Source organism: Pseudomonas sp. MDV22-iso1, assembly GCF_058145095.1.
On sequence record NZ_JBYVMF010000011.1, the window covers coordinates 99,000 to 111,911 of the forward strand.

9 protein-coding genes are annotated in these 12,912 nt (G+C 60.4%); 4 read left to right on the top strand and 5 right to left on the bottom strand.

All coding sequences use genetic code 11. The features are described 5' to 3' along the window. Window positions 1-9 precede the first annotated feature (9 nt). The 4 genes from AC3ZVB_RS14640 (at window position 10) to AC3ZVB_RS14655 (ending at window position 6,553) form a co-directional block, all read left to right on the top strand. On the top strand, window positions 10-1,458 hold the full coding sequence (locus tag AC3ZVB_RS14640) for an aldehyde dehydrogenase (protein WP_490146917.1): 1,449 nt from the start codon (window positions 10-12) through the stop codon (window positions 1,456-1,458). A gap of 159 nt (window positions 1,459-1,617) precedes the next feature. Further along, window positions 1,618-3,501 (top strand): feruloyl-CoA synthase, encoded by a 1,884-nt coding sequence (locus tag AC3ZVB_RS14645; protein WP_490146918.1) that lies wholly within the window; start codon window positions 1,618-1,620, stop codon window positions 3,499-3,501. Beyond that, window positions 3,498-4,745 carry a thiolase family protein gene (locus AC3ZVB_RS14650; RefSeq protein WP_490146919.1) on the top strand — a complete coding sequence of 416 codons (1,248 nt, stop codon included), beginning with the start codon at window positions 3,498-3,500 and terminating at the stop codon, window positions 4,743-4,745. Before AC3ZVB_RS14645 ends, AC3ZVB_RS14650 begins: the two co-directional genes overlap by 4 nt. Window positions 4,746-4,798: 53 nt before the next feature. Beyond that, window positions 4,799-6,553 carry an acyl-CoA dehydrogenase family protein gene (locus AC3ZVB_RS14655; RefSeq protein ID WP_490146920.1) on the top strand — a complete coding sequence of 585 codons (1,755 nt, stop codon included), beginning with the start codon at window positions 4,799-4,801 and terminating at the stop codon, window positions 6,551-6,553. Window positions 6,554-6,638: 85 nt separating this feature from the next. On the opposite strand, the gene AC3ZVB_RS14660 is transcribed toward AC3ZVB_RS14655, so the two are convergent. The 5 genes from AC3ZVB_RS14660 to AC3ZVB_RS14680 all read right to left on the bottom strand — a co-directional run bounded on the left by AC3ZVB_RS14660 (window position 6,639) and on the right by AC3ZVB_RS14680 (window position 12,876). Next, a complete protein-coding gene (locus AC3ZVB_RS14660) occupies window positions 6,639-7,916 on the bottom strand; it encodes an OprD family porin (protein ID WP_490146921.1) in 1,278 nt (425 codons plus the stop codon). 37 nt (window positions 7,917-7,953) lie between these two features. Further along, entirely contained in the window at window positions 7,954-9,288 is a 1,335-nt protein-coding gene (locus AC3ZVB_RS14665; RefSeq protein WP_490146922.1) for an MFS transporter, read from the bottom strand. A gap of 217 nt (window positions 9,289-9,505) precedes the next feature. Beyond that, window positions 9,506-10,705 (bottom strand): formaldehyde dehydrogenase, glutathione-independent, encoded by a 1,200-nt coding sequence (gene fdhA, locus AC3ZVB_RS14670; RefSeq protein WP_490146923.1) that lies wholly within the window; start codon window positions 10,703-10,705, stop codon window positions 9,506-9,508. Window positions 10,706-10,804: 99 nt separating this feature from the next. After that, the gene (locus AC3ZVB_RS14675; protein ID WP_490146924.1) at window positions 10,805-11,881 is read right to left on the bottom strand and encodes a Rieske 2Fe-2S domain-containing protein; all 1,077 of its coding nucleotides are present in this window, start codon (window positions 11,879-11,881) and stop codon (window positions 10,805-10,807) included. A 41-nt stretch (window positions 11,882-11,922) separates the two neighbouring features. Beyond that, window positions 11,923-12,876, bottom strand: a complete 954-nt coding sequence (locus AC3ZVB_RS14680; RefSeq protein WP_490146925.1) for a PDR/VanB family oxidoreductase — start codon at window positions 12,874-12,876, stop codon at window positions 11,923-11,925. Between the last annotated feature and the right edge of the window lie 36 nt (window positions 12,877-12,912).

A 12,912-nucleotide genomic window follows, 5' to 3' on the forward strand; every position in this document is an offset into this window, starting at 1 on the left:
GGAATTACCATGCTGGACGTGCCCCTGCTGATTGGCGGCCAGTCGTGCCCCGCTCGCGACAGTCGAACCTTCGAGCGCCGTAACCCGGTGACCGGCGAGTTGGTGTCGCGGGTAGCGGCCGCCACCCTGGAAGATGCCGACGCCGCGGTGGCCGCTGCGCAGACGGCGTTTCCCGTTTGGGCTGCGCTGGCACCCAATGAACGTCGGACTCGTTTGCTCAAGGCTGCCGAACAATTGCAAGCGCGCAGTGCCGAGTTCATCGAGGCGGCAGGCGAGACCGGCGCGATGTCCAACTGGTACGCGTTCAACGTGCGGCTGGCGGCCAATATGCTGCGTGAAGCGGCGTCGATGACCACTCAGATCAATGGCGAAGTCATTCCTTCGGATGTGCCGGGCAGTTTCGCCATGGCTCTGCGCCAACCCTGCGGCGTAGTGTTGGGCATCGCTCCATGGAACGCCCCGGTGATTCTTGCCACACGCGCAATCGCCATGCCATTGGCTTGCGGCAACACCGTCGTGCTCAAGGCCTCCGAACTCAGCCCTGCGGTGCACCGTTTGATCGGCCAGGTATTACAAGACGCAGGCTTGGGCGATGGCGTCGTCAATGTCATCAGTAATGCACCAGCGGATGCAGCGGCGATTGTCGAGCGGTTGATCGCCAACCCGGCGGTGCGACGAGTCAATTTCACGGGCTCGACACATGTCGGACGCATTGTCGGCGAGCTCTGTGCGCGCCACCTCAAACCGGCTTTGCTGGAACTGGGCGGCAAGGCACCGTTGCTGGTACTCGATGATGCCGATCTGGATGCTGCGGTTGAGGCGGCCGCCTTTGGCGCCTATTTCAATCAGGGGCAGATCTGCATGTCCACCGAGCGCCTGATCGTCGATGCCAAGGTCGCCGACGCTTTTGTCGCCAAGTTGGCGGCCAAGGTTGCCACCCTGCGCGCGGGCGATCCTGCGGCTGCGGGCTCAGTGTTAGGTTCGCTGGTAGACGCAAGCGCCGGTATGCGCATCAAGGGGTTGATCGACGATGCCTTGGCCAAGGGGGCGCGACTGGTGGTCGGCGGGCAACTGGACGGCAGCATTTTGCAGCCGACCCTGCTCGACGGCGTCGACGCGAGCATGCGTCTGTACCGCGAGGAGTCGTTCGGACCGGTGGCCGTGGTGCTGCGCGGTGAGGGGGACGAAGCACTGCTGCACTTGGCCAACGACTCCGAGTTCGGTTTGTCGGCGGCGATTTTCAGCCGCGATTGCGGGCGAGCCCTTGCCTTGGCCCAACGGGTCGAGTCGGGCATCTGTCATATCAACGGCCCGACCGTGCACGACGAAGCGCAAATGCCCTTCGGCGGGGTCAAGTCCAGCGGTTACGGGAGTTTCGGTGGCAAGGCATCCATTGAGCATTTCACCCAGTTGCGTTGGGTCACCTTGCAGAATGGACCGCGGCACTACCCGATCTGAACAGGCGTCGCCACGTCGGGCATCGACTTCCCCGGAAGCGAATCACTCGCGTGCAAGGCCGAAATAACAATAACAAGGCTGCAGCCATCGGCTGCCACGCTAACGATGAGTCACCTGTGTGTGGCTTGTTTTTAGCGTGCCTCGACGGAGAACAAGCACTTGAGTTCCGAATTCAATTTGCAATCACATGCCGAAGCCAGCGCACTGCGCTATCGCCACGTGTCCATCGGTAGCGCGCCGGTCGACGTTACGGAGCAGCAGGGTGTACTGCACATGCGCTCCCTGGAACCGTTGGCCGAGATGCCCAGGCGGTTGCTCGACCGTCTGGTGCATTGGGCTCAAGTGCGTCCCGAGCAAACCTTTATCGCCGCCCGCCAGGATGACGGTGAATGGCGTCGGGTGAGTTACGCGCAAATGCTCGACAGTGTCCGGGCTATCGCCCAAGGCCTGCTGCGCTATGGTCTGTCGGCCGATAAGCCCCTGGTGCTACTCTCGGGCAATGACATCGAGCATTTGCAAGTCGCCTTTGGTGCCATGTATGCGGGCATTCCCTACTGCCCGGTGTCGCCGGCCTATTCGCTGTTGTCCCAGGATTTCTCCAAGCTGCGCCACGTTTGCGACCTGCTGCAACCAGGCCTTGTTTTCGTCAGTGACGCCCCAGCGTACCAGCGCGCCATCGACGCTGTGTTACCAGCCGATACGCCTTTGATTAACGTCCGTGGCCAGGTCACGGGTCGCCGCCAGGCGAGCTTTTCCAGCTTGCTTGAACAACCGGGCGGCGCCGAGGCTGAAGCCGCTTTTGCCGCCACCGGCCCGGACAGCATTGCAAAGTTTCTATTCACTTCCGGCTCGACCAAGCTGCCCAAGGCCGTCATCACCACGCAACGCATGCTTTGCGCCAATCAGCAGATGCTGTTGCAGACTTTTCCGGTGTTCGGCGAAGAGCCTCCGGTGCTGGTGGACTGGCTGCCGTGGAACCACACTTTTGGCGGCAGCCACAACCTCGGCATCGTGCTCTACAACGGCGGCAGTTTTTACCTGGACGACGGTAAACCTACCGCGCAGGGGTTTGCCCAGACTCTGCGCAACCTCAAGGAGATATCTCCCACCGCCTACCTGACCGTGCCCAAGGGCTGGGAAGAACTGGTCTCGGCCCTGGAACAGGACGCGGAGCTACGGGCGTGTTTTTTCAAGCGCGTCAGCCTGTTCTTCTTCGCTGCTGCCGGGCTGTCGCAAAGCGTCTGGGATCGCCTGGACCGGGTAGCCGAACAACACTGTGGCGAACGCATTCGGATGATGGCCGGGCTCGGTATGACCGAGGCCGCGCCATCCTGCACTTTTACAACCGGGCCATTGTCCATGGCCGGTTATATCGGCTTGCCGGCGCCGGGTTGTGAGGTCCGTCTGGTACCGAAGGACGGCAAGCTGGAAGGGCGCTTTCGTGGGCCGCACATCATGCCCGGTTACTGGCGGTCGCCGCAGCAGACGGCCGAGGTGTTCGACGAACAAGGCTTTTACTGTTCCGGTGATGCGCTCAAGTTAGCCAACCCGCATGACCCGCAACTGGGGTTGATGTTCGATGGGCGCATCGCCGAGGACTTCAAGCTGTCTTCAGGGGTGTTCGTCAGTGTCGGCCCGCTGCGCAATCGTGCGGTACTGGAAGGTTCACCCTATGTCCAGGACCTGGTGGTGACCGCGCCGGACCGTGAGTGCCTCGGCGCGCTGGTGTTCCCGCGAATGTACGAATGCCGAGTCCTGGCGGGGCTGACGACCCGTGCCAGCGACGCCCAGGTGTTGGCAAGCGCACCGGTACGCGAGTGGTTCGCCGATTGGTTGCAGCGGCTCAATCGCGACGCCGGCGGCAATGCCAGTCGCCTGGAATGGATTGCGTTGCTCGACGAGCCGGCCTCCATTGATCGCGGAGAAATCACCGACAAGGGTTCGATCAATCAGCGAGCGGTGTTGCAGTGGCGCGCGGAGCAGGTCGAGGCCCTGTATCGCGGTCTCGATCCGACGATCCTGCGCGCCGGCGCGAAGTCATGAACAGTGGCGGGCAGTATTCGGCCTATGCCGACGCGGCGATTTTCGATGCGGTGCGAACGCCGTGGGTCGACCTCGGTGGTGCGCTGGCCGAGGTCTCGCCGATTGACCTGGGCATCAAGGTCGGGCGCGAAGTACTGGCGCGTTGCGGTGTCGATCCGCTGGCGGTAGACAGCGTGCTGGCGGGTTCCATGGCCCAGGCCAGCTTCGATGCCTATCTGCTGCCACGGCATATCGGTCTCTATAGCGGTGTGGAGCAATCGGTTCCGGCACTGGGCGTGCAGCGTATCTGCGCCACCGGATTCGAACTGCTGCACCAGGCTGCCAGGCAACTGGATGGCGGCATGCAACTGGCGCTGTGCGTGGCTACCGAATCAATGTCACGCAATCCGATTGCGGCCTATACCCATCGCGGCGGTTTCCGTCTTGGCGCCGGGGTGCAGTTCAAGGACTTTCTCTGGGAAGCATTGTACGACCCGGCTCCCGGGGTGGACATGATCGCCACCGCCGACAATCTGGCGCGGCGCTATGGGCTGAGTCGCGAGGCCGTGGACGCCTACGCCTGTGCCAGCCATCAACGAGCGTTTGCGGCGCAGCGGGCAGGATGGTTGGCGCCTGAGATTGTTGATGTAGTTCCTCAAATCTTTGAACTCAAAGGCTATCAATCTCGAGGTATTCGCCTGCCACGTGGTGTCGACTCGGTGAGTGACGACAGCCACCCTCGACACGGAAATTTGGCCGCCTTGGCCCGGCTGCGCGCCGTGCACGAGGGAGGCGTACAAACGGCCGGAAACAGCTGTGCGGTAGTCGATGGTGCGGCAGCGGCGCTGGTCGGACCTGCTTCGGCTGGCCGCGATACGCCGTTAGCCTTGCTGCGGGCCAGTGCTGTGGTGGGGGTGGCGCCGGAGTTCATGGGCATCGGTCCTGCACCGGCGATTCGTCTGTTGGCGCAGCGCAGCGGCCTGAGCCTGAATCAGATTGGCCGCTTTGAAATCAACGAAGCCCAGGCAGCCCAGGTCCTCGCCGTGGCTCAGGAGTTGGAGCTGGACCGCTCCCTTCTCAACGTCCAGGGCGGCTCGCTGGCCCTCGGTCACCCGTTGGCAGCCAGTGGTCTGCGCCTGGTATTGACCTTGTCCCGGCAACTGCGCGAGCACAATTTGCGCTATGGGATTGCCGCGGCCTGTGTCGGTGGCGGGCAGGGTATGGCCCTGCTGATCGAGAACCCGTCCTGGCACGTGCGACATTAGAAGCCCACTCGTAACGACGGATGTCACTTGTTCTCTACCCTATGAGGTTTCACATGTGGAGCTATCAGGCGCCCTTGCGCGATATGCAATTTGTTCTTGAGCACTGGCTACAGGCGCCCAGGGCGTGGCGTCGGAGTTCGGTATTCAAGGCGCTGGATTTACCGCTGGCCGTACAGGTGCTGACGGAGGCCGGGCGTTTCAGTAGTGACATCCTGGCGCCGTTAAACAGCATTGGAGATCGTCAGGGTTGCCGTTTGGCCGAGGGGCAGGTCATCACTCCGGATGGCTTTGCCGAGGCCTATCGGGCCTATGTCGAAGGCGGCTGGCCGGCCCTGGCCTGTGCCGAAGCGCTCGGTGGACAAGGCTTGCCGCAAGTGCTCGACGCGGCGCTGCAAGAGATGCTGTACGCCAGTAACCACGCTTGGGCCATGTACACCGGCATTGCCCACGGCGCTTATCTTTGTCTGAAGGTCCACGCAGACGCGTGGCTGCAGGAGCGCTTTCTTCCCGCAATAATCAGTGGCGAAAGCCTGGCCACCATGTGCCTGACTGAGCCCCAGGCTGGCAGTGATGTCGGCCTGCTACGCTGTCGCGCCGACCCCCAGGACGACGGCAGTTATCGGCTCAGCGGCAACAAGCTGTTTATCTCTGGCGGCGAGCACGACCTCACCAAAAACATCCTGCATCTGGTGCTGGCTCGCGTACCGGGAGCGCCAGCTGGCAGCCACGGGATTTCGCTGTTTCTGGTGCCGAAGTTATTGAGTCAGGGTCAGGCCAACGGCGTGGCCTGCAACGGTATCGAGCACAAGATGGGGATCAAGGGCAGCTCCACTTGTTCCATGGTGTTCGAAGCGGCCCAGGGCTGGTTGATTGGCGAGGTCAATCACGGTCTGAAGGCGATGTTCGTGATGATGAATTCAGCACGTCTTCATGTAGGCCTACAGGGTCTGGGGCACAGCGAAGCGGCCTGGCAGAACTGTCGTAGCTACGCCAGTGAGCGGCTGCAGATGCGCGCACCGTCAAGACCGGCCGGGGTTGCGGCGCAGGCAGCCGACCCGATCCACTACCATCCGGCTATGCGCCGCGTCCTGCTCGAATTACGCGCCACCAGCGAAGGCATGCGCGCTATTGGCTATTGGGCCGCGCACCTGTTGGACCAGTCCGAACATGACCCACAGCTACTGGCTCGACAAAAAGCCGGGCAACTGGCGCAACTGCTGACACCGATCATCAAGGCGTTTTTTACCGAACAGGGTTTTCGCCAGGCCAGCAACGCCTTGCAGGTGTTTGGTGGTTACGGTTATGTCTGCGAATTTGCCATCGAGCAAACCCTGCGCGACAGCCGCATCGCCATGATTTACGAAGGCAGCAACGAGATTCAGGCCAACGACCTGCTGTTACGCAAGGTGTTGGGCGATCAGGGCCAAACATTTGGCCTGTTGCTGGCGCAATTGCGCGAAGAGTCCAGGCAGGGCGCCGAAACGCCACAGTGCGCGGGCTTTGCTGAGCAATTGGTGAACCTGTGTGGTGAGCTTCACGTGCTGGTTCGCGAGGTGCGTGAACGATCGCTCAAGGATATTGAGTACCCGTATCGAGCTGCAGGGAGCTTCCTTCAGCTTTGCGGCCTGACCCTGCTCGCGCTGGCCTGGGCGCGGGCGGCCAGGGTCTCGCGGCAATTGCCTGAGGACGATCCACTGCGTGCCGTTAAACTTGAAACAGCCGGGTTTTTCTTCAGCTACCTGCTGCCCCAAACCAAGCAGCACATGGCTGCGGTGCGTGGGGCGCGAGCAGAGTTGGCGTTTATTTGAGGCCGGGCTATCTAGGATAGAAGCCCGCGTCGCAGGGCTCAGTCCTCAGTATGCCTTGACCTCGCGTGTGGTTTTTGACCATCAACTACCAGACTTTAAGCGTGTAGTCGACGTTAATCCGGGTTTCGTTATCACTGCGGAATGTCGATTCCGCGCTCTGCTCATTGCGATACAACGCATGGCGCAGGCGCAGCGCGAGACCCTTTGCCGGGCCTGACTGTATGACATAAGCCAACTCGAGATCCTTCGACGACTCCGTCAGATTGCTGCCTCCCAAGTGTGGCAGGTCGATGTTACTCCCCCTCAGATAGCGGGCCATGCCGGTCAACCCCGGCAAACCGACGGCCGCGAAGTTGTAGTCATATCGCACCACCCATGTCCGCTCCTTCGGGTTAACGAAGTCCGCACTCATGGTGCCGTCGCTGAGCACTGTTGGCTCACCGCCGGCGATGTAGGCCATTGCCGTGTCGCCTGTCTGGTGCATGTAACCCATTCCCAGGGTGTGGGCAGCGACCTGGTAGCTGAACATGGCTCCGACGTTCAAGTTGTCCACCTTGCCGGCTTCGGCATGGCCGTTTTCCTGACTGTTATAGACCCGCACATCTGTCTTCAGTTTGCCTGGGCCGAGGGGAAGCAGGTGGATGACGCCCCCAAAGTCCTGGGTGTACAGGTCCTTTAGCTCGGCGTGAAAATAGCGAAGGGTTAACGTGTCAGACCACTGATAGTCGCCGCCAATGAAGTCAAAACGCTGCGAGCTGGCGCCCTTTTTGAAGCGGCCATTGGGTGACGCCAGTGTGATTGGCTGATAGTCAGTGGAATCACGCAGGTTCACTCGATCCATTCGACCCGTGTGTAACGTAAGGCCATTGATGTCATCGGAAATCGCGTACGCGCCGCGAAAGGATTGCGGAACCAAACGAGCAGGGCTCGCGGTGATGACCGGCAGGGCAGGGAACTGCGTTCCAACGGATAACCGGGTCTTTGAGATTTTCGCCTTGAGCGCCACGCCCAGTTCAGAATATTCGTCTTCGGCCTTTCGGGTCGTCGGGTCAAAAGGCAGGAGTTGAGTGCCGGTCCGATTGGGCGACGAGTCAAGTTTGAGTCCCAGCAACCCCGTGAGATCAACGCCGAAGCCGACGGTCCCGCCGGTAAATCCGGAGTTGGCTTTGAGGATGAATCCCTGTGCCCACTCGCGAGCGGCCGAATAAGGGCTGTCGCCTTTGTAGTCCCGGTCCAGGTAGTAATTGCGCGTGGTAAGGGTCGCGCTGCTCTCGTCCACGAACCCTGCGCAGGCGGTGGAAGACGCGCAGGCTATCGCCATGCCCAGGCTGCAACGCCAAGGCCATTCAAGGGTTTTTTGCATGTGATGTGTCCTGCTTTTATTGTTATGGACGGTCGACTCAGATGTTACTGACGGTGTTGAGCTGGAGCATCTTTTGCGGCTTCAAGAGCCAAACGGCGAGGGCGGCGAGGACGAAGGACAGGGCGAACAACAGGTAAAGGTCGGCGGGCTGCCACTGCGCATCGATCAGTCGGCCAGCCACTAATGGCGAGAGAATCGCACCGGCGCGCCCGATGCCGATGCCCCAACCCAAGCCAGTAACGCGCTGGGTGGCGTTGTAGATGCCAGGGGTAAGTGCATACAGCCCGGCGACGCAGCCGTTGACAAAAATACCGATCAGTAACACCAGGGCGAAGGCCAGCGTCAGGTTGGCAGTGAATTGCACAAAGACGGCCAGGAATACTGCATTGACCAGCAGGTAGGTCATTAGTACTTGGGATAAACGAAAGCGCGCCGCCAGCAAACCGATCAGCGAAGTGCCGAGAATGCCACCGACGTTGAGTAGTACACCCCCAGTGATTCCTTGGGTGTTCGACAAGCCGGCCGAAACCAGTAGCCTCGGCGTCCAGCTCATCACGAAATAGAAACCGAACATCACCAGAAAGAACGCGCTCCACACCAACAAGGTTGAACGCAGTAGAGCCGGCGAGAAGAGCTCGGCAAACGTGGCGCGTAGCGGTTTCCTGGATTCGCGCAACGCCGCGGGTAACTGCTCCAGGGCAGTGATCGCTACTCGTTGCAGCAGGGCATTGATACGCACCAGCGCGCGCCTGGGTTGGCGAGACAACAGGAACGCCAGGGACTCGGGTAGCCATAATGCAAGGATCGGCAGGATCAGCAGCGTTGTTACGCCACCGTAAAAGAACACCGAACGCCAACCCAGGGACGGAATGATCTGCGCCGCGATGAGGCCGCCGATCGTTGCGCCCAGTGCGTAGGCCGTTGATTGCAGGCTGATGGCCAGACTGCGCCATTTCTTGTTGGCGTACTCTCCCGCAATGACATAGCTGCTCGCCAGGATGCCACCGATGCCGAGTCCGGTAATCAGGCGCAACACCGCGAGCATCTCGGCTGACGTCGCCTTCGAAGATGCCAGCATGCCGAGCCCGGTGATACCCACACACAACAGAATGAGTGGACGTCGACCGAAGCGATCAGCCCAGGGGGCAATGAACAACGAGCCGATTGCCATTCCGACCAGCCCTGCACTGAGCAGGTAGCCGAGGTGAATACCGCTCAGGCCCCATTCGGCGGAAATGGACGCCGCGGTGAAGGCCATCACCAATACATCGAAGCCATCCAGCATGTTGATCAGAAAGCAGAGCGCAATCACGCCCCACTGGAAGCTGACCATGGGTTTCTCGTCCAGCTGTTGCCCAATCGTCTGGCTCATGGCGTCAGACTCCGCAGCGGTGGGTAGAGAAATGCTGTGAACGACGGGCAGCCAAAGCCGCCCTGCTGTGCAAGGGGTGCAGTGTGTACATGTCGATACCTTTTTGTTTTTGTTGGTCAGTGGTACATGCAAGGCGCCTCGGAGCCGGCAACACGGCTCCGGGGCGGCGACGGGTTCAGGACGCGGGCGCGCCTGGTCCGGTCGGGAAGCCTGTCATTCAGGGCATGCTGAAAGATGTGTGTGGATCGATCACAAACTTCTTCGGCACACCGGCATCGAACTCGCCATATCCCTCAGGCGCCTGATCCAGGCTGATGACCTGCACGCCCACCACTTCGGCGATGTTGATGCGGTCCCACATGATTGCCTGCATTAGTTGGCGGTTGTACTTCATGACCGGGGTCTGGCCGGTGTGGAAGCTGTGGGATTTAGCCCAGCCGAGGCCGAAGCGAATGCTCAGGCTGCCCATTTTTGCTGCAGCGTCGACAGCGCCCGGGTCTTCAGTGACGTAGAGGCCAGGGATGCCGATTTTGCCGGCAACCCGTACCACGCCCATCAGCGAGTTGAGCACGGTAGCCGGGGCTTCGTGTTTGACGCCGTCATGGCCGTGGCCGCGTGCTTCGAAGCCGACGCAGTCCACTGCGCAATCCACTTCCGGTTCGCCCAGCAGTGCGGCGATCTGTTCGTGCAGCGGCGCGTCTTTGGACAGGTCGACGATTTCAAACCCTTGCGCCTTGGCGTGGGCCAGGCGAATGGTGTTGACGTCGCCGATGATCACCACTGCTGCACCGAGCAGACGCGCCGAGGCGGCAGCGGCCAGGCCGACAGGACCAGCGCCAGCAATGTAGACAGTACTGCCCGGGCCGACGCCAGCAGTGACGGCACCGTGGTAACCGGTCGGCAGGATGTCGGAGAGGCACGTCAGGTCACGGATTTTCTCCATGGCCTTGTCGCGATCCGGCAGTTTCAGCAGGTTGAAGTCGGCGTATGGCACCAGCACATATTCGGCCTGGCCACCGGTCCAGTCGCCCATGTCGACATAACCGTAAGCACCACCGGGGCGGGCCGGGTTGACGGTCAGGCAGACGCCGGTGTGTTGCTCCTTGCAGGAACGGCAGCGCCCGCAAGCCACGTTGAACGGTACGGACACCAGGTCACCGATTTTCAGGTTCTCGACGTCGCTGCCTTTCTCGATCACTTCACCGGTGATCTCATGGCCCAGCACCAGGCCGGTTTGAGCCGTTGTGCGACCGCGCACCATGTGCTGGTCGGAGCCGCAGATGTTGGTGGAAATAACCTTGAGAATGACCCCGTGTTCGATCTTGCGACCGCGCGGGTCCTGCATTTTCGGATAGTCGATTTTTTGTACTTCGACCTTGCCAGCGCCGAGATACACCACACCACGATTGCCTGACATGCTTTTTTCCCTCGAGGAATGTTGTTGTTATGTAGCGGTGCAACGTGCTGCCTTCGGAGCAGCAAAAATTCCGGGAGCGTTGAGTCTGGTTTGAAGGACTCAACAGGTGGACTGGCGAAGTTGCTCGATGATCCGGCGGGCGCGATTGGCGCCGACATCGACGTGTATGTCGATCATCGGGCGCGCACCGAACCGGCACATGTTCTGGTATTGGGCTTCAATCACTTCCTTGTCTTCATCGAAGGTCAGGATGGTTTGTTCAACGACCTTGGCCTTGATGGCTTCCGGGTCACTCGCCGGGTTGGTTGCAATGGTCCAGAAGTAGTGAGTGGTGGTGTCGGTCTCTGGCGTTACGCCGTGGAATCCGCGCATGTGGAAGCCGCCGCGATCGGGGTTATCCAGTGAGTCGGTACCGGCATCCACCGCACCGGTCCAGATACGCAGATGACTGACGTGAAACTCGATTTCCTGCCAGCGGTCCACGGTACCTTTGAATGGGTAGGCGGCCGTATAAGTGGGCGGTGGAACAGAGTCCGGCATGTGGCGCACGACTCTGACGACGTTGTCATCACTTTCCACATTCATGCGCGCATTCATATGAATGCTGGCGTTGCCACCAATGGTGTGCAGATGGACATACCCCAGGTGACTCAAGTCCATCAGATTGTCGTGAATCAGTTGATAAGGCGCGTTGTAGTGGTACACGCTGCCGTCAAACAGGTATTTGCCGTTGCTGTGAACCTGGTAAATCGGTGGTTCACAGTTCGGCTCAGGTTGAGTCACGCTGCCAAACCAGATCCACACGATCTGGTCCTGCTCACGTACGTGATAAGCAGGAACCCTGGCCTTGCTCGGGACTTTATCCTGACCCGGAATTTCGACGCATTTTCCAAGTTCATCGAACAGCAACCCGTGATAGCCGCAACGAATGCCCGATGCTTCGAGCGTGCCGTGCGACAGTGGCATTGCCCTGTGGCAGCAGCGGTCTTCCAGCGCCGCGACCTCGCCGTTGGCTTTGCGAAACAGCACCACAGGCTTGTTGAGCAATGTCCGACCCACCGGTTTGTCCTTCAACTCCCAACCCAGGGCGGCGACGTACCACTGGTTGAGGGGAAAGCTGGGCAAGGCAGGCGCCGGAATTTCTTCGGCAAGGTGTTGGAGAGTGGAGGTGTTCATGGTGTTCTCCAGAAGGCACGGTTGATGTTGTTGTTTTGAAATCACAGATCGATAACAAGGCGCGATGATCTGGCGCGTGAGCAGCAGGGGGTGAAGCGGTCGTTTGCGGCGTGTTCGGCCACCGTCAGGAATTTGTCCCGGTGTTCCGGAATACCCTTCAGTACGCGGGTTACGCAGGTGCCGCAGACGCCTTGTTCGCAAGATGACTCGATCGCTATACCAGCCTCGTCGAGCACTTCGAACACCGTACGTTCGGCAGGGATCCGAAAAACCTGGCCACTGCTTGCCAATTCAACTTCGAAGGGCGCATTGGCGCTTTGATCAACAGGGTCGGCGGCGAAGAACTCTTTGTGTACCCGGTCCTGCGGCCAGCCAGCGCTCTGCGCGGCATCGAGGATGTAATTCATGAATCCGGCCGGCCCGCACACATAAAGATGGGTGACGTCATCTGGGGTTTTCAGCAGGGCAGACGCATCGAGCTTCTGGATGTGGGGGCCGCTGTCGTCATGCAACCGTATGCGATCAGCGAAAGGGGTCTGAGCAAGCATCTGCACGAACGCTGCGCGTTGGCTTGAACGGAAGCAGTAGTGCAACTCGAAGTCGACCCCTTGATGCGATAGCTCCCAAGCCATGGCCAGCATGGGGGTGATGCCGATGCCTCCGCCAAACAGCAGGTGTCGTTGCGCCGAGCTATCAAGCGGAAAAAGGTTGCGCGGAGCGCTGATGGTCAGCGTTTGCCCTGACCGTACCTGCTCGTGCATGGCGATGGAGCCGCCCCGTGAGCTCGGGTCTTTAAGCACACTGATCAGGTAGCGGTGACGTTCCCTTGGGTCGTTGCACAAGGAGTACTGTCGGGTGAGGCCATCGGCAATGTGAATGTCGATATGGGCCCCGGCCTCGAACGCTGGCAGCGTACTGCCATCGGCCGCACATAATTCGAAACTGCAGATGCCCTCGGCTTCGTCTGCTTTGCGAGTGACGTTGACTTGAAGCATGACTTGTCCCTCCACATTGAAGTGGCTGCTGAAAAA

Coding starts and splice junctions, on each gene's coding strand:
- AC3ZVB_RS14640 (WP_490146917.1), top strand. CDS start 10: ATGCTGGACGTGCCCCTGCTGATTGGCGGCCAGTCGTGCCCCGCTCGC.
- AC3ZVB_RS14650 (WP_490146919.1), top strand. CDS start 3,498: ATGAACAGTGGCGGGCAGTATTCGGCCTATGCCGACGCGGCGATTTTC.
- AC3ZVB_RS14655 (WP_490146920.1), top strand. CDS start 4,799: ATGTGGAGCTATCAGGCGCCCTTGCGCGATATGCAATTTGTTCTTGAG.
- AC3ZVB_RS14660 (WP_490146921.1), bottom strand. CDS start 7,916: ATGCAAAAAACCCTTGAATGGCCTTGGCGTTGCAGCCTGGGCATGGCG.
- AC3ZVB_RS14665 (WP_490146922.1), bottom strand. CDS start 9,288: ATGAGCCAGACGATTGGGCAACAGCTGGACGAGAAACCCATGGTCAGC.
- fdhA (WP_490146923.1), bottom strand. CDS start 10,705: ATGTCAGGCAATCGTGGTGTGGTGTATCTCGGCGCTGGCAAGGTCGAA.
- AC3ZVB_RS14675 (WP_490146924.1), bottom strand. CDS start 11,881: ATGAACACCTCCACTCTCCAACACCTTGCCGAAGAAATTCCGGCGCCT.
- AC3ZVB_RS14680 (WP_490146925.1), bottom strand. CDS start 12,876: ATGCTTCAAGTCAACGTCACTCGCAAAGCAGACGAAGCCGAGGGCATC.